General features: G+C 61.4%; 15 protein-coding genes. 11 read left to right on the plus strand and 4 right to left on the minus strand.

The window, feature by feature from the left end; translation table 11 throughout:
• Positions 1 to 15: 15 nt before the first annotated feature.
• Positions 16 to 861, plus strand: a complete 846-nt coding sequence (xdhC, locus tag APH33_RS05200; RefSeq protein WP_054884125.1) for a xanthine dehydrogenase accessory protein XdhC — start codon at positions 16 to 18, stop codon at positions 859 to 861.
• 10 nt (positions 862 to 871) lie between these two features.
• Positions 872 to 2,176, plus strand: a complete 1,305-nt coding sequence (guaD, locus tag APH33_RS05205) for a guanine deaminase (protein ID WP_054884126.1) — start codon at positions 872 to 874, stop codon at positions 2,174 to 2,176.
• Here the strand turns inward: guaD and aqpZ are convergent.
• A complete protein-coding gene (gene aqpZ / locus APH33_RS05210; RefSeq protein WP_054884127.1) occupies positions 2,173 to 2,871 on the minus strand; it encodes an aquaporin Z in 699 nt (232 codons plus the stop codon). The two genes, guaD and aqpZ, sit on opposite strands and share 4 nt — an antisense overlap.
• A gap of 236 nt (positions 2,872 to 3,107) precedes the next feature.
• Entirely contained in the window at positions 3,108 to 3,863 is a 756-nt protein-coding gene (locus APH33_RS05215) for a GntR family transcriptional regulator (RefSeq protein ID WP_054884128.1), read from the minus strand.
• 285 nt (positions 3,864 to 4,148) lie between these two features.
• Here APH33_RS05215 and APH33_RS05220 point away from each other — a divergent pair, with 285 nt between their 5' ends.
• A complete protein-coding gene (locus APH33_RS05220) occupies positions 4,149 to 5,498 on the plus strand; it encodes an NCS2 family permease (protein WP_054884129.1) in 1,350 nt (449 codons plus the stop codon).
• Positions 5,499 to 5,671: 173 nt separating this feature from the next.
• Here APH33_RS05220 and uraH read toward each other — a convergent pair whose 3' ends face one another.
• On the minus strand, positions 5,672 to 6,025 hold the full coding sequence (gene uraH / locus APH33_RS05225; RefSeq protein WP_054884130.1) for a hydroxyisourate hydrolase: 354 nt from the start codon (positions 6,023 to 6,025) through the stop codon (positions 5,672 to 5,674).
• Positions 6,026 to 6,400: 375 nt separating this feature from the next.
• On the opposite strand from uraH, the gene puuE reads away from it, so the two are divergent.
• The 7 genes from puuE (at position 6,401) to APH33_RS05260 (ending at position 13,384) form a co-directional block, all read left to right on the plus strand.
• Positions 6,401 to 7,327 carry an allantoinase PuuE gene (gene puuE, locus APH33_RS05230; protein ID WP_054884131.1) on the plus strand — a complete coding sequence of 309 codons (927 nt, stop codon included), beginning with the start codon at positions 6,401 to 6,403 and terminating at the stop codon, positions 7,325 to 7,327.
• Positions 7,327 to 7,842, plus strand: coding sequence for a 2-oxo-4-hydroxy-4-carboxy-5-ureidoimidazoline decarboxylase (gene uraD / locus APH33_RS05235; RefSeq protein ID WP_054884132.1), 516 nt, complete (start codon positions 7,327 to 7,329; stop codon positions 7,840 to 7,842). Before puuE ends, uraD begins: the two co-directional genes overlap by 1 nt.
• A gap of 50 nt (positions 7,843 to 7,892) precedes the next feature.
• Positions 7,893 to 8,396: an ureidoglycolate lyase gene (locus APH33_RS05240; RefSeq protein WP_054884133.1), complete on the plus strand. Its 504-nt coding sequence runs from the start codon at positions 7,893 to 7,895 to the stop codon at positions 8,394 to 8,396.
• Positions 8,397 to 8,441: 45 nt separating this feature from the next.
• The gene (locus APH33_RS05245; protein WP_054884134.1) at positions 8,442 to 9,770 is read left to right on the plus strand and encodes a urate hydroxylase PuuD; all 1,329 of its coding nucleotides are present in this window, start codon (positions 8,442 to 8,444) and stop codon (positions 9,768 to 9,770) included.
• 195 nt (positions 9,771 to 9,965) lie between these two features.
• Positions 9,966 to 11,321, plus strand: a complete 1,356-nt coding sequence (locus APH33_RS05250) for a nucleobase:cation symporter-2 family protein (protein ID WP_054884135.1) — start codon at positions 9,966 to 9,968, stop codon at positions 11,319 to 11,321.
• Positions 11,322 to 11,465: 144 nt separating this feature from the next.
• On the plus strand, positions 11,466 to 12,251 hold the full coding sequence (locus APH33_RS05255) for an outer membrane protein OmpK (protein WP_054884195.1): 786 nt from the start codon (positions 11,466 to 11,468) through the stop codon (positions 12,249 to 12,251).
• Between the two features lie 350 nt (positions 12,252 to 12,601).
• Positions 12,602 to 13,384, plus strand: a complete 783-nt coding sequence (locus APH33_RS05260; protein WP_054884136.1) for an outer membrane protein OmpK — start codon at positions 12,602 to 12,604, stop codon at positions 13,382 to 13,384.
• 88 nt (positions 13,385 to 13,472) lie between these two features.
• Here the strand turns inward: APH33_RS05260 and APH33_RS05265 are convergent, their stop codons facing one another.
• Positions 13,473 to 13,763, minus strand: coding sequence for a hypothetical protein (locus tag APH33_RS05265; protein ID WP_054884137.1), 291 nt, complete (start codon positions 13,761 to 13,763; stop codon positions 13,473 to 13,475).
• 149 nt (positions 13,764 to 13,912) lie between these two features.
• Between APH33_RS05265 and APH33_RS05270 the strand changes: the two genes are divergently transcribed.
• Positions 13,913 to 15,856 (plus strand): LTA synthase family protein, encoded by a 1,944-nt coding sequence (locus APH33_RS05270; RefSeq protein WP_054884138.1) that lies wholly within the window; start codon positions 13,913 to 13,915, stop codon positions 15,854 to 15,856.
• Positions 15,857 to 15,859: the final 3 nt, after the last annotated feature.

Here is a 15,859-nt window from a genome sequence, read left to right on the forward strand (position 1 = left end):
AAGAGGATTTGAATCATGCACCAATGGATCAACGCCCTCGCCGACCACCAGTCCCGTGGCGAAGCCTGCGTGCTGGTGACCATCATCGAGGAACGCGGTTCGACCCCGCGCAACGCTGGCTCGAAGATGGTCGTCAGCGCCACCGGCCTGTTCGACACCATCGGCGGCGGCCACCTGGAATACAAGGCCCTGCACATCGCCCGGCAGATGCTCGAGGAACATCGCTACACCCCGCACCTGGAGCGCTTCAGCCTCGGCGCCAGCCTCGGCCAGTGCTGTGGCGGTGCCACCGTGCTGCTGTTCGAGCCGATGGCTGCGGTGCAGGCGCACATCGCCGTGTTCGGTGCGGGCCATGTCGGCCGTGCTCTGGTACCCTTGCTCGCCGCGCTGCCCTGCCGGGTGCGCTGGATCGACTCGCGTGAACAGGAATTCCCCGAATTCATCCCCAACGGGGTGAGCAAGGTCGTCAGTGAAGAACCGGTCGACGAAGTCGCGGACCTGCCGCAGGGCAGCTACTGCATCGTCATGACCCACAATCACCAGCTCGACCTGGAACTGACCGCCGCCATTCTCAAGCGCAACGACTTCACCTGGTTCGGCCTGATCGGCTCGAAGACCAAGCGGGTCAAGTTCGAGCACCGCCTGCGCGAGCGCGGCTACGACGATGCGCAGCTGGCACGCATGCGCTGCCCGATGGGCCTGCCCGAGGTCAAGGGCAAGCTGCCGATCGAGATTGCCGTGTCCATCGCTGGCGAAATCATTGCCACCTACAACGCCTGCTTCGGCCAGCACGACGCTGCCGCCAATGCCGGCCCCATTGCCCAGTTGCTGCCGCCCTCCCGGCGCAGCCAAGCCGTTTGACGAGTGTGTTATGACCGTTACCCGCAAAGCCTACCGTGCCGCCATCCTGCACAGCATCGCCGACCCGGCCGAGGTAGGCCTGGACGCTTCCCATGAGTATTTCGAGGACGGCCTGCTGGTGATCGACGATGGCCGCATCAGCGCCGTCGGCCCAGCCAGCGAGCTGCTGCCGAGCCTGGCGGCCGACATTGAAGTGGTGCATTACCAGGATGCTCTGATCACCCCGGGTTTCATCGATACCCATATCCACTTCCCGCAGACCGGCATGATCGGCTCCTACGGCGAGCAACTGCTGGACTGGCTCAATACCTACACCTTCCCTTGCGAAAAACAGTTCGCCGACAAGGATCACGCCGACAAGGTGGCGAAGATCTTCCTCAAGGAGCTGCTGCGCAACGGCACCACCACTGCCCTGGTGTTTGGCAGCGTGCATCCGCAGTCGGTCAATGCCCTGTTCGAAGAAGCCGAACGCCTGGACCTGCGGATGATTGCCGGCAAGGTGATGATGGACCGCAACGCCCCGGACTACCTGACCGACACCGCCGAGTCCGGCTACATCGAGAGCAAGCAGCTGATCGAGCGCTGGCACGGCAAGGGCCGCCTGCACTATGCCGTGACCCCACGCTTCGCCCCGACCAGCACGCCGGAGCAGCTGACCCTGGCCGGCCAGTTGCTCAAGGAGTACCCGGGCCTGTACATGCACACCCACCTGTCCGAGAACCTCAAGGAAATCGACTGGGTGAAAGCGCTATTCCCCGAGCAGAACGGCTATCTGGACGTCTACGACCACTTCGAGCTGCTCAGCGAGCGCTCGGTGTTCGCCCATGGCGTGCACCTGTGCGACAGCGAATGCCAGCGCCTGGCCGAAACCGGTTCGGCCGTGGCCTTCTGCCCGACCTCCAACCTGTTCCTCGGCAGCGGCCTGTTCAACCTGCCCCAGGCTGAGCGTTTCAAGGTCAACGTGGGCCTGGGCACCGATGTTGGCGCCGGCACCAGCTTCTCGCTGCTAAACACCTTGAACGAGGCCTACAAAGTGATGCAGCTGCAAGGCGCGCGCCTGCACCCGTACAAATCGCTGTACCTGGCCACCCTCGGTGGCGCTCGCGCCTTGCGCCTGGACGACCGTATCGGCAGCCTGCGCCCAGGCAACGATGCCGACTTCGTGGTGCTCGACTACAAGGCCACGCCGCTGCTGGACTACCGCATTCAGCAGTCCAGCAGTATCGAGGAAACCCTGTTCGTGCTGACCACCCTGGGCGACGACCGCACCGTACGCGAAACCTACGCCGCCGGGCGTTGCGTGCACCAGCGCTAAGGCTCTTTCGCCAGGCCCCGGTACAGCGCGCCGCCGATCGCAGCCCCGATCAGCGGCGCCACCCAGAACAGCCACAGCTGCTGCAGGGCCCAACCACCGACGAACAAGGCCGGCCCCGTGCTGCGCGCGGGGTTGACCGAGGTATTGGTCACCGGGATCGAGATCAGGTGGATCAGGGTCAGGGCCAGGCCGATGGCAATCGGCGCGAAGCCTGCCGGGGCGCGCGCATCGGTGGCGCCCATGATCACCACCAGGAACATGGCGGTCATCACCACTTCACTGATGAAGCCCGCGCCCAGTGTGTAGCCGCCGGGCGAATGGTCGGCGTAACCGTTGGAGGCAAGGCCCGAGGACAGCTCGAAGCCGGCCTTGCCGCTGGCGATCAGATAGATGACACCCGCAGCAAGGATGGCACCGATCACTTGGGCAATCACGTAGGGCAACAGCTCTTTGGCCGGGAAGCGGCCGCCGACCACCAGCCCGAACGAGACGGCGGGGTTGAGATGACAACCGGAGATATGACCGATGGCGAAGGCCATGGTCAGTACGGTGAGACCGAAGGCGAAGGCGACACCGAGCACACCGATGCCGACCGGAGAACTCGCTGCGAGTACGGCACTGCCACAACCACCCAGAACCAACCAGAAGGTGCCGACCAGTTCGGCCCCCATCCGTGTACCCAGAGACATGGTCATCGACCTATCCTCAAGAAGTGGAACGCAATGGATGCGCAAGCCCAACTGCTTGATGAAGGTTTGCTCACAAGAATTTAGCAGACGTTTGGTTTATGGCCACTAACGACTGTCATTCGCAATCCTTGTGGGAGCGGGTTTACCCGCGAAACAGGCACCGCGGTGGATGGCACCGGCGTTGCCGGTGTTCGCGGCTGAAGCCGCTCCCACAAGGGAATGACGGAAGGCTGTGCAAACGATCAACCCTTAACGGACGCCTTGGGCTTTTTCAGCAGGTGCGAGAACACCGCATGCAGATCGTCCGAAGCGCTTTCCTCGTCCAGGTTCAGCTTGCTGTCGATATGGTCCATGTGGTGCATCATAAGGCTCACCGCTTGTTCGGCATCACGCGCCTCGATCGCATCGATCAGCTGCATGTGCTCGTCGTATGAGCAGTGTGAGCGCGTGCCGGTCTCATACTGGGCAATGATCAGCGAAGTCTGCGACACCAGGCTGCGCTGGAAGCTGACCAGCGGGGCGTTGCCTGCGGCCTCGGCCAGCTTCAGGTGGAACTCGCCGGAAAGGCGGATACCTGCGCCACGGTCGCCACGGGAGAAGCTGTCACGCTCCTCGCGCACCATCTGGCGCAGTTCGTTGAGCTGCTCCAGGGTGGCATGCTGCACCGCCAGCTCGGTGATGGCGCGTTCGACCATGCGCCGCGAGAAGAACACCTGGCGGGCCTCTTCCACCGTCGGGCTGGCCACCACGGCACCGCGGTTCGGCCGCAGCAGCACCACGCTTTCGTGGGCCAGGCGCGACAGGGCGCGGCGGATGATGGTGCGGCTGACGCCAAAGATCTCGCCCAGCGCTTCCTCGCTCAACTTGGTGCCCGGCGCCAATCGCTGCTCGAGGATCGCCTCGAAGATATGCGCGTAGACGATGTCGTCCTGGGTACCACTGCGGCCGGCCTTGCCAGTGCGCGCAGGTTTTTTCAGAGGTTGCAGCTGTTCGTTCATGGGCTCTCGAGGCACGAAGAGAAAGTATGGCGCCATTGTACACAGGCTGAGGCGATTCCGCAGGGGGCGTTTTGCCTATATAGCCGTTGTACGACACATTGCGCGCACAAAACATAAAACATTATTTGCATTCTTTGTACACAAAAGCATAATCCACCGAGCAACTTCTTGACCCGTAAGTCAACAAAACGCGTCAGACGTCTGCCTTCCCTCGAGGAGCCACCAAGTGCATTGCTCAGGACCCTGGCTCCCACAACAACAAGAAAGACTTGAGGAGTACTCGCTGTGGAAAGCCGCAAATCCGAAGCCCCTACGCTGGATCTCGCGCCACCGCTCGAAACGAGTTGGCTGGAGCGGATTTTCAAACTCAAGCAACACGGCAGCACCGTCAAAACCGAACTGATCGCCGGGGTGACCACCTTCATCACCATGGCCTACATCATCTTCGTCAACCCCAACATCATGGCCGACGCCGGCATCGACCACGGTGCCGCCTTCGTCGCCACCTGCATCGCCGCCGCGCTGGGCTGCCTGCTGATGGGCCTGTACGCCAACTGGCCGGTGGGCCTGGCACCAGGCATGGGGCTCAACGCCTTCTTTACCTACACCGTGGTCGGCACCATGGGCTACAACTGGGAAACCGCGCTGGGGGCCGTGTTCGTCTCCGGTGTGCTGTTCATGTTCCTGACCTTGTCCCGCGTGCGCGAGTGGCTGCTCAACAGCATCCCGGTGAGCCTGCGCCATGCCATGGGGGCCGGCGTCGGGTTGTTTCTCGGGCTGATCGGCCTGAAGACGGCCGGCATCATCGTTGATAGCCCGGCCACCCTGATCAAGCTGGGCTCGCTGCATGAACCAGGGCCGCTGCTGGCCGCGCTGTGCTTCCTGCTGATTGCAATCCTCAGCTACAAGCGGGTATTCGGTGCGATCCTGATCAGCATCATCGGCGTCACCCTGGCGGGCTGGGGCCTGGGCCTGGTCAAGTTCGGCGGGGTGATGTCGATGCCGCCGAGCCTGGCACCGACCTGGATGGCCATGGACGTGGCCGGCGTGTTCAACGTCAGCATGATCAGCGTGGTGCTGGCTTTCCTGTTCGTGCACATGTTCGACACCGCCGGCACGTTGATGGGTGTGGCCCAGCGGGCCAACCTGGTGGCGCCGGACGGGCGCATCGAGAACCTGTCGCGGGCATTGAAGGCGGACAGTGCCTCGAGCGTGTTTGGCGCGGTGGTCGGCGTACCACCGGTAACGAGCTATGTAGAAAGCGCTGCTGGTGTGGCTGCGGGTGGCCGAACCGGCTTGACGGCTGTGGTGGTGGGCGTTCTGTTCGTGGCGGCGATGTTCTTCGCGCCACTGGCCGGCATGATCCCGGCTTACGCAACTGCCGGTGCGCTGATCTATGTGGCGATGCTGATGATGGGCAGCATGGCGCACATCCACTGGGACGAAGCCACCGACAGCATTCCGGCGATCGTCACGGTGATCATGATGCCGCTGACCTTCTCGGTCGCCGATGGTATTGCCCTGGGCTTCATCAGCTATGTGGCGTTGAAGGCAGGTACCGGCAAGTACAAGGAAATCTCCGCCAGCCTTTGGGTGCTGTGCGCGATCTTCATTGCCAAGTTCGTGTTCCTCTGACCGAGGGAGCCTGGCTTCAGATTTTCAACAGTCCCGAGATCGAGCCCCGCCCGCGCGGCGCTCGATCTCATGAATACCGCAGAATCCGCGCCTGTCACCTTCCTGCAGACGAAAAAAAGCCCGCCAGTGTGAGAGCGGGCCAAAGGACCTACGAAGATTCTTCTAGCGACCAACTAGCTTCCGCGATAGGTCGAATAGCTGTACGGCGAGATCAGCAGCGGCACGTGGTAATGCTCCTGCTTTTCATCGATGCCGAAGCGCAGCACGACAACATCCAAAAACGCCGTATCCGGCAGCTGTACGCCGCGGGCACGGTAGTAGGCGCCAGCGCTGAACTGCAGCTGGTAGACGCCGGTACGGTAATCGTCCCCTTGCAGCAGCGGCGCGTCGACGCGGCCATCGCTGTTGGTCAAGGCAGTGTTCACCAGCTCCAGCTGCTGGCCTTCGACGCGGTACAGCTCGACCTTGATCGAGCTGCCTGGGCAGCCATGCGCGGCATCCAGTACGTGTGTGGTCAAACGTCCCATCTGCTTGTCGCCTCTTGTTCACTCTATGGGCAAAAAATACACAGCTGCCCCGGGATGGGGCCCGCACTGTGCGGGGAATGAAGGCCATTAAGACATTTCAGCGCCAGATTGTACACAATTTTTTGATCCATTCCGCCTCAGCCCCGGTAAACCGGCCATCAGTCACAACTACAGGCACCGTGCAGAGCCCAACAGAATTAACTGACCAAACAGGCAGGTTTCTTGCAACGGATTCTCAAGCGACAAAAGGGAAGAAATGCGGAAAAACAGGCTTACAAAAGATTTCAGAAGTTGTATACAATCAGCCCATCCGGTGGTGCGACATCCCGACGCGGCCCGCCCACCCCGCACTAACACACAAGAAGGAAGACTGCAGTGAGCGCTGACTATCCTCGCGACCTGATCGGTTACGGCAACAACCCTCCTCACCCGCAATGGCCGGGCAACGCTCGCATCGCGCTGTCTTTCGTCCTCAACTACGAGGAAGGTGGCGAACGCAACATCCTGCACGGTGACAAAGAGTCCGAAGCCTTCCTCTCCGAGATGGTCGCTGCCCAGCCACTGCAGGGCCAGCGCAACATGAGCATGGAGTCGCTGTACGAGTACGGCAGCCGCGCCGGCGTCTGGCGCCTGCTCAAGCTGTTCAAGGACAGCGGTGTACCGCTGACCATCTTCGCCGTGGCCATGGCCGCCCAGCGCCATCCCGATGTGATCCGCGCCATGGCCGAAGCCGGCCACGAGATCTGCAGCCACGGCTACCGCTGGATCGACTACCAGAACATGGACGAGGCCCAGGAACGCGAGCATATGCTCGAAGCCATCCGCATCCTCACCGAAATCACCGGCGAGCGCCCTCTGGGCTGGTACACCGGCCGCACCGGCCCGAACACCCGCCGCCTGGTGATGGAGGAAGGTGGCTTCCTCTATGACAGCGACACCTATGACGACGACCTGCCGTACTGGGAACCGAACAACCCGACCGGCAAGCCGCACCTGGTGATCCCGTACACCCTCGACACCAATGACATGCGCTTCACCCAGGTGCAGGGCTTCAACTGCGGCGAGCAGTTCTTCCAGTACCTCAAAGACGCGTTCGACGTGCTCTACGCCGAAGGCGCCGAAGCGCCGAAGATGCTGTCCATCGGCCTGCACTGCCGGCTGGTCGGCCGCCCGGCGCGCCTGGCTGCGCTCAAGCGCTTCGTCGACTACGCCAAGAGCCACGACCAGGTCTGGTTCGCCCGCCGCGTGGACATCGCCCGCCACTGGCACGCCACCCACCCGTACAAGAAAGAGAACGCCTGATGACCGCCTTCAAGACCCTCAAGCCCTCCACGCTGTCCCGTGACGCCTTCGTCGCGGCGTTCGCCGACATCTATGAGCACTCGCCATGGGTCGCCGAGAAAGCCTACGACCTGGGCCAGCTGGGCGAACTGGACGAGATCGAGGCGCTGCACCAGCGCATGAGCGACATCCTGCTCAGCGCCAACCACGCCGATCAGCTGGCGCTGATCAACGCTCACCCGGACCTGGCCGGCAAGGCCGCCATCCAGGGCGAGCTGACCGAATCGAGCACCAACGAGCAGGCCGGCGCCGGTATCCACCAGTGCACCGCCGAAGAGTTCGCCCGTTTCACCGAGCTGAACGACGCCTACAAGGCCAAGTTCCGGTTCCCGTTCATCATGGCGGTAAAAGGCAGCAACCGGCACCAGATCCTCGCCTCCTTCGAAAAACGCATCCATAACGATGCCGATGCCGAATTCAAGGAAGCCCTGGCGCAGATCAACCTGATCGCCCTGTTCCGCCTGTTGCAGCTGTAAGCAACAGCCGAACCTTATTCAGCACATCGAACAATAGAAGAGATATCCGCATGCGCACCCTGATGATCGAGCCCCTGACCAAAGAAGCCTTCGCCGAATTCGGAGACGTGATCGAAACCGATGGCAGCGATCACTTCATGATCAACAACGGCTCGACCATGCGCTTCCACAAGCTCGCCACGGTCGAGACCGCAGAGCCCGAAGACAAGGCGATCATCAGCATCTTCCGCGCCGACGCGCAGGACATGCCGCTGACCGTGCGCATGCTGGAACGCCATCCGCTGGGCAGCCAGGCTTTCATCCCGCTGCTCGGCAACCCCTTTCTGATCGTGGTCGCGCCCGTTGGCGATGCACCTGTATCAGGCTTGGTCCGTGCCTTCCGTAGTAACGGCAGGCAGGGCGTTAATTACCATCGCGGCGTCTGGCACCACCCGGTGCTGACGATCGAAAAGCGGGATGACTTCCTGGTGGTTGATCGCAGCGGTTCTGGCAACAACTGCGATGAGCATTACTTCACCGAGGAACAGATGCTGATCCTCAATCCCCACCAATAAGAAAAGGTCGGTCATCGTTCACGGTGATCGGCAGAGGTACATACTGTGGAAGCACACCTTCACGAATGGCTGAACCTGAGCATTCGCTGGGTTCACATGATCACCGGCGTGGCCTGGATCGGTGCATCGTTCTACTTCGTCTGGCTGGAGAACCACCTGAACCGAAGCAACCCGCGCGATGGGTTGTCGGGTGATCTCTGGGCGATTCACGGCGGTGGTATCTACCACCTGGAGAAATACAAGCTCGCCCCCCCGAAAATGCCCGAGAACCTGCACTGGTTCAAATGGGAAGCCTACTTCACCTGGATGTCCGGTATCGCCTTGCTGTGCGTGGTGTTCTACTGGAACCCGAGCCTGTACCTGCTGGCACCCGGCAGCACCCTGAGCGGTGCCGAAGGCGTGGCCATCGGTATCGGTTCGCTGGTCGCCGGCTGGTTCATCTACGACTTCCTGTGCGACTCGCCGCTGGGCAAGCACCCTGCCCTGCTCGGCGCCGTGCTGTTCGTCCTGATCATTGCTGCCTGCTTCGGCTTCAGCCTGGTGTTCAGCGGCCGTGGTGCGTACCTGCACACCGGCGCGATCATCGGCACCATCATGGTCGGCAACGTGTTCCGCATCATCATGCCGGCACAGCGCCAGCTGGTGGCGGCGATCGAGAACAACCAGACCCCGGACCCGGTACTGCCGGCCAAGGGCCTGCTGCGCTCGCGTCACAACAACTACTTCACCCTGCCGGTGCTGTTCATCATGATCAGCAACCACTTCCCGAGCACCTACGGTAGCCAGTACAACTGGCTGATCCTGGCCGGTATCGCAGTAGCCGCGGTTCTGATCCGCCACTACTTCAACACCCGCCACGACAGCAACAAGTACGCCTGGACCCTGCCGGTCGGTGCCCTGGCGATGATCTGCCTGGCCTACGTCACCGGTCCCAAGCCGATGGCTGTCAGCCCTGAGCAGGCCGCAGCGAAGGTCGAGTACCAGCCACTGCCAGCCACCGCCGTCGGGGGCAAGACCGCAGCCGAACTGCGCGCTGAAGAAGCCGCCAAGGCCGCCGAAGCACCAGCCGCACCCGCCGAGGCCCCGGCCCAGGCAACGGCTCAAGCCGCCGGTGGCGACTTCGAGAAGATCCATAAAGTCATCCAGGAACGCTGCAGCGTGTGCCACTCGTCGAAACCGACCAGCCCACTGTTCAGCGCAGCACCGGCCGGCGTGATGTTCGACACCCCGCAGCAGATCCAGGCCCAGGCCGCGCGCATTCAGGCGCAAGCGGTCGCCAGCCAGATCATGCCGCTGGGCAACATCACCCAGATGACCGCCGAAGAGCGCAAGCTCGTCGGTGACTGGATCGCCAAAGGCGCCCAGGTCAACTGATCCATCGGGCACCCCGCTCTCGTTGTGGGAGTGGCTTGCCCGCGAAGAGGCCGGTAAATCCGGCCTCCGCTTCAAGACATACGCAACAAGCAAGCATCGAGCGTTCGACTGCTGGCGGGAAAACCGGGCTGCCTTGGCCCGCCGCTTGCGACCGGCGCTTGGATCCGAGAATAAAAACAAAACTCGAGGTGCTGCATGTCCGAGTCACGCAAGGCGTACATCCCAGTTGCGCCGCCGCGACAGCCTCTGCCCCTGTTCCAACTGATCCTGGTTGGCCTGCAACATGTGTTGCTGATGTACGGGGGGGCGATCGCCGTCCCTCTGATCATCGGCCAGGCCGCGGGTTTGTCCCGTGAAGAAGTCGCTTTCCTGATCAACGCCGACCTGTTGGTGGCCGGTGTCGCTACCATCATCCAGTCGTTCGGTATCGGCCCGGTCGGGATCCGCATGCCGGTGATGATGGGTGCCAGTTTTGCTGCCGTCGGCAGCATGGTGGCCATGGCCGGCATGCCGGGCGTAGGCCTGCAGGGGATCTTCGGCGCGACCATCGCTGCCGGGTTCTTCGGCATGCTGATCGCGCCGTTCATGTCCAAGGTCGTACGCTTCTTCCCGCCCCTGGTCACCGGTACGGTGATCACCTCGATTGGCCTGTCGCTGTTCCCCGTAGCGGTCAACTGGGCGGGTGGCGGCCAGGACGCCACCACCTTCGGTTCGCCGATCTACCTGCTGGTGGCTGGCCTGGTGCTGGCAGTCATCCTGTTGATCAACCGCTTCATGCGCGGCTTCTGGGTCAACGTGTCGGTGCTGGTGGGCATGGGCCTTGGCTACATCCTGGCCGGCTCCATCGGCATGGTCGACCTGTCGGGCCTGGGCGACACGCCGTGGCTGCAAGTGGTCACGCCACTGCACTTCGGCATGCCGACCTTCAGCCTGGCGCCGATCCTGTCGATGTGCCTGGTGGTGGTGATCATCTTCGTCGAGTCGACGGGCATGTTCCTCGCCCTGGGCAAGGTGACAGACCGCGAAGTGACACCTGGGATGTTGCGTCGCGGCCTGTTGTGCGATGCCGGTGCGTCGTTCGTCGCCGGCTTCTTCAACACCTTCACCCACTCATCGTTCGCCCAGAACATCGGCCTGGTGCAGATGACTGGCGTGCGTTGCCGTTACGTCACAGTAATGGCCGGTGCCCTGCTGATCATGCTCAGCCTGCTGCCCAAGGCGGCCTTCCTGATCGCCTCGATCCCGCCTGCGGTGCTGGGCGGCGCGTCCATCGCCATGTTCGGCATGGTCACCGCCACCGGGATCAAGATCCTCCAGGAAGCCGACATCGGCGACCGCCGCAACCAGTTGCTGGTGGCGGTGAGCGTCGGCTTTGGCCTGATCCCCGTGGTCAAGCCGGAGTTCTTCGCGCAAATGCCGCAGTGGATGGAACCCATCACCCACAGCGGGATCGCCATGGCCACGGTCAGTGCCCTGGTGCTCAACGTGCTGTTCAACATCCTGGGTGGTGCCGAGCGCGCCGTGCATAACGACGCCTGCCACCAGCATTGAGCCCTGAGCGGGGCGGCGCAGTGTGCCGCCCCTGCTCACATTCCGTAGTAACCGTTTCACCGTCGGCCCGCCGGAATGGGCCGCTCGGGGCGCCTGCGCGCCGAAAAAACCGCCAACAAAAACAATAAGTCCGGGAATCACAACATGAAGCGCATCGCATCAAGCCTGCTGCTGGGCAGCAGCCTGCTGGCCACCCTCCCCGCCCATGCAGGCGATTGGCTGCTGTGGCACGGCGAAAGCCTGACCTACCTGTATGGCAAGGATTTCAAGGTCAACCCGAGCATCCAGCAGACCGTCACCTTCGAGCATGCCAACAAATGGAAGTACGGCGACACGTTCATGTTCGTCGACAAGATCTTCTACAACGGCAAACCCGATCCCGGCAAAGGCGTGACCACCTACTACGGTGAGTTCAGCCCGCGCCTATCGTTCGGCAAGATCTTCGACCAGAAGCTCGCCTTTGGCCCGGTCAAGGACGTGCTGCTGGCCATGACCTACGAACGCGGCGAAGGCGACAACGAGGCCTACCTGATCGGCCCCGGCTTCGACCTGGACATTCCCGGCTTCAACTACTTCACCCTGAACTTCTATGTGCGCAACACCGAGGGCAGCCGCCCCGGTGACAACGTCTGGCAGATTACCCCCGGCTGGTCCTACACCATCCCTGTGGGCAAATCCGACATTCTGATCGACGGTTACATGGACTGGGTCACCGACAACGACCAGAACAAACGTGGCACCTACCATGCCAACCTGCACTTCAACCCGCAGGTCAAGTATGACCTGGGCAAGGCCCTGAATATCGGTGCCAAACAGCTCTACGTCGGCTTCGAATACAGCTACTGGAAAGACAAGTACGGCATCGACAGCCGCGGCAATCTGGACAGTAATCAAAGTGTCGCCAGCGCGCTGATCAAAGTACACTTCTGAAAATCTGACCAAACGCCCAAGTTTGAATCACCGTGCTCCAGGACGGAGCACTTGAGGCGCGGCGCGCAAGCCAGTAATCTGCGCGCCCCCTCGATCACGGCACAATGGATTCTGCCGGCGTTTACTGACCGCTCAGTCAATGAATTCGGGCGGTTGGCCGACGTGTTGCCAGCCTGAAATACCCATTTTCATCCGTTCAGAACGAGTCGAGCAGGAAGGTAGCAGCTAACCCCGAAAAGTTGGCGCAGCTCTTGCCAAACAGTTGTGGCCAATCGAAAAAAGCTGACTCAAAAGACAAAAAAGCGCCAACGAGCGCTGACAACAGATCAATCAAGGGAGCGACACTCGCAATGCGTACCATCAACAGCCTGATTCTCGCGGGCGGCCTGCTGGCCTGCGGCACCACCTTCGCCGGCGACCTGCTGCAGTGGCAGAACAACAGCCTGACCTACCTGTGGGGCAAGAACTTCAAGGTCAACCCAGAGATCCAGCAAACCTTCACCTTCGAACATGCCGATGGCTGGAAGTACGGCGACAATTTCTTCTTCGTCGACAAGATTTTCTACCAGGGCAAGAAGGACGCCAACAACGGCCCCAACAGCTACTACGGCGAATTCAGCCCGCGCCTGTCGTTTGGCAAGATTTTCGACCAGAAGCTTGAGTTTGGCCCGGTCAAGGACGTGCTGCTGGCCGCGACCTACGAGTTTGGCGAGGGTGACGTCGAGTCGTACCTGATCGGCCCGGGCTTCGACCTGAACATTCCTGGCTTCGACTACTTCCAGCTCAACTTCTACAACCGCATGCCTGAAGGCAGCCGCGCGGGTAACAATGTCTGGCAGATCACTCCGGTCTGGTCCTACACCATTCCGGTCGGTGACTCCGATGTGCTGATCGACGGCTTCATGGACTGGGTCGTTGACAACGACGAGAACCGTCACGGTACTTACCACGCCAACCTGCACTTCAACCCGCAAATCAAGTACGACCTGGGCAAGGCCCTGCACCTGGGCGAGAAGCAGCTGTATGTCGGTGTCGAGTACGATTACTGGAAAGACAAGTACGGCATCAAGGACAGTGATGGTTTCACCACCGACCAGAACACCATGAGTTTCCTGGTGAAAGTGCACTTCTGATCGGCTGAAACGTGACAGCGCCGTTACCTGGCGGCGCCGTCATAGTTCTCACTTGTAAGCTTTAACTTACAACATTTTCAGCGCTGTCTTACTTACAAATAGAAGTTGCCTTACAGGTCAGAAAAATGCCCGCCGGCAGCACGATTCCAAATACCAGCAATACCAACTCCACTTGGTGGTGCGGTATGACCCTTAAGATATCCAGCACCAGCACTACCGACTTGATCGCCAAGACCAAGCCGAGCATCGCGCAACACTTCCAAAGCGCCTGAAAGTGCGCACCGCGCAGCACGAGGCCAAGCCCCAGAGCCCACCAGGCAAGCGCCGTGAGCAGGTACAGGGCCAAGTGACAGGCGTCGTGAGTCAGCACACCAAACATGTGTTTTCCTTCCGATCAAATCTGAAATCGCAAGTTAGGACTATACAGCCATCGCCTTCGCACGCACGGCGAATTTTTGACAATATTTTTGCAACTTTTCTACTAGACTGTCGGCCTCGCACACCCAAGAAAGAAAACAGGCCAACTAGATGCGTACTCCCCTACCTGCGCCCTGGCGCTATCTGCTGTTGCTTTGCTCAACCTGGTTCGGCATCTTCCTGCTGACACGATTGTTATTGCTGTTCACTCATATGAATGAGTTCAGCGGCAACTATTTTTCGATCTTCTTTGACGGGGCGATCTACGACCTGAGCTTCCTCATCTACACGGCCTTGCCGCTGGGCCTGTACCTGGCGCTGTGCCCAACCAGATTGTGGCGCTCGCGCGCCCACCATTGGCTGCTTGGCGGCTTGCTGGTGGTCAGCCTGTTCGTGATGCTGTTCGTTGCCGTGGCCGAGTGGCTGTTCTGGGACGAATTCGGCGTACGCTTCAACTTCATCGCCGTCGACTACCTGGTCTATTCCAAGGAAGTGCTGGACAACATCCGCGAGTCCTACCCACTGCCCGCATTGCTCAGCGGCATCGCGGTGGCTGCGGTCCTGCTTGCCCTGGTGTTGCGCAAGCCATTGGCCCAGGCCCTCGCCGGCCCTGCCGCCACCTCGCGTCAGCGCGTGTCCGGGCTGGCTGTGCTGGCCGTACTGGTCGGCCTGAACAGCGTGGTGATCGACCAGCAGTTCCCACGCGGCCAGGGCGGCAATGCCTATCAGCGCGAGCTGGCCAGCAACGGCCCGTACCAGTTCTTCGCCGCCTTCCGTAACAACGAACTGGACTACACCCAGTTCTACGCCAGCCTCGGCGCCGGCGAAGTCGGCGCGCAGATGCATCAGGAGCTGGCCGAACCCAATGCACAGTTCCAGGGCCAGGAACCCCAGGACATCCGCCGCCACATCAGTGCAAACGGTGAGCAGCGCACGCCCAACATCATCCTGGTGACCATCGAAAGCTTCAGCGCCAAGTACATGGGCAGTAACGGCGATGCGCGCAACCTCACGCCGAACCTCGATGCCCTGCGCCGCGAGAGCCTGTACTTCAACAATTTCTATGCCACCGGCACCCGTACCGACCGCGGCCTGGAAGCCATCACCCTGTCGATCCCGCCTACCCCGGGCCGCTCGATCGTCAAGCGCATCGGCCGCGAAAGCGGCTACGCCAGTCTCGGCCAGCAACTGACCGCCAAAGGCTATGAAGCGGTATTCGTCTACGGCGGGCGCGGCTACTTCGACAACATGAATGCGTTTTTCAGCGGCAACGGCTACCGCATCGTCGACCAGAGCAGCGTCGATGAAAGCGAAATCAGTTTCAAGAATGCCTGGGGCATGGCCGACGAGGACCTGTACCGGCAGACCCTCAAGCTGGCCGATGCCGATTACGCCCGGCAGAAGCCGTTCTTCCTGCAGCTGATGACCACTTCGAACCACCGCCCCTACACCTACCCGGACGGCCGCATCGACATTCCGTCAGGCGACGGCCGCGAAGGTGCGGTGAAGTACACCGACCATGCCATCGCTCAGTTCCTCAAGGAAGCCAAGGGCAAGCCATGGTTCGACAACACCTTGTTCGTGTTTGTCGCCGACCACACGGCCGGCAGTGCCGGGGTCGAGGACCTGCCGGTGAACAACTACCAGATTCCGCTGTGGATCTACGCGCCAAAAATGATCGAGCCCCGCGAAGACAGCAAGCTGGCCAGCCAGATCGACCTGGCCCCGACCCTGCTGGGCCTGCTCAACTTCGACTACACCTCGACCTTCTTCGGCCGCGACCTGCTCAAGCAAGACGACCTGCCACCACGGGTGCTGATCGGCAACTATCAGCACCTGGGGTTGTTCGATGGCAACGACCTGGCCATTCTCAGCCCGCGTGGCGGCATGCGTGTGCATGAAGACGCGCTGGGCAAGAGCCACGAAACCACGGTCGCCAGCGACAACCCGCTGATCCGCCGGGCGATCGCCTACTACCAGAGCGCGGCCTACGGCTTCAGCCAGGGCCTGCTGGCCTGGAAGCCCGAGCTGCAGGGCGCCACGACCGAAAACTGATCG

It is taken from the genome of Pseudomonas sp. NBRC 111130, from assembly GCF_001320485.1.
GTDB classification, from domain to species: Bacteria; Pseudomonadota; Gammaproteobacteria; order Pseudomonadales; family Pseudomonadaceae; genus Aquipseudomonas; species Aquipseudomonas vlassakiae.

Bases quoted from the DNA above. Each gene is read 5' to 3' on its own strand.
- APH33_RS05215 (WP_054884128.1), bottom strand. From the start codon at position 3,863: ATGAACGAACAGCTGCAACCTCTGAAAAAACCTGCGCGCACTGGCAAG.
- APH33_RS05260 (WP_054884136.1), top strand. From the start codon at position 12,602: ATGCGTACCATCAACAGCCTGATTCTCGCGGGCGGCCTGCTGGCCTGC.
- APH33_RS05250 (WP_054884135.1), top strand. From the start codon at position 9,966: ATGTCCGAGTCACGCAAGGCGTACATCCCAGTTGCGCCGCCGCGACAG.
- aqpZ (WP_054884127.1), bottom strand. From the start codon at position 2,871: ATGACCATGTCTCTGGGTACACGGATGGGGGCCGAACTGGTCGGCACC.
- guaD (WP_054884126.1), top strand. From the start codon at position 872: ATGACCGTTACCCGCAAAGCCTACCGTGCCGCCATCCTGCACAGCATC.
- uraD (WP_054884132.1), top strand. From the start codon at position 7,327: ATGACCGCCTTCAAGACCCTCAAGCCCTCCACGCTGTCCCGTGACGCC.
- APH33_RS05240 (WP_054884133.1), top strand. From the start codon at position 7,893: ATGCGCACCCTGATGATCGAGCCCCTGACCAAAGAAGCCTTCGCCGAA.
- APH33_RS05255 (WP_054884195.1), top strand. From the start codon at position 11,466: ATGAAGCGCATCGCATCAAGCCTGCTGCTGGGCAGCAGCCTGCTGGCC.
- APH33_RS05270 (WP_054884138.1), top strand. From the start codon at position 13,913: ATGCGTACTCCCCTACCTGCGCCCTGGCGCTATCTGCTGTTGCTTTGC.
- xdhC (WP_054884125.1), top strand. From the start codon at position 16: ATGCACCAATGGATCAACGCCCTCGCCGACCACCAGTCCCGTGGCGAA.
- uraH (WP_054884130.1), bottom strand. From the start codon at position 6,025: ATGGGACGTTTGACCACACACGTACTGGATGCCGCGCATGGCTGCCCA.
- APH33_RS05265 (WP_054884137.1), bottom strand. From the start codon at position 13,763: ATGTTTGGTGTGCTGACTCACGACGCCTGTCACTTGGCCCTGTACCTG.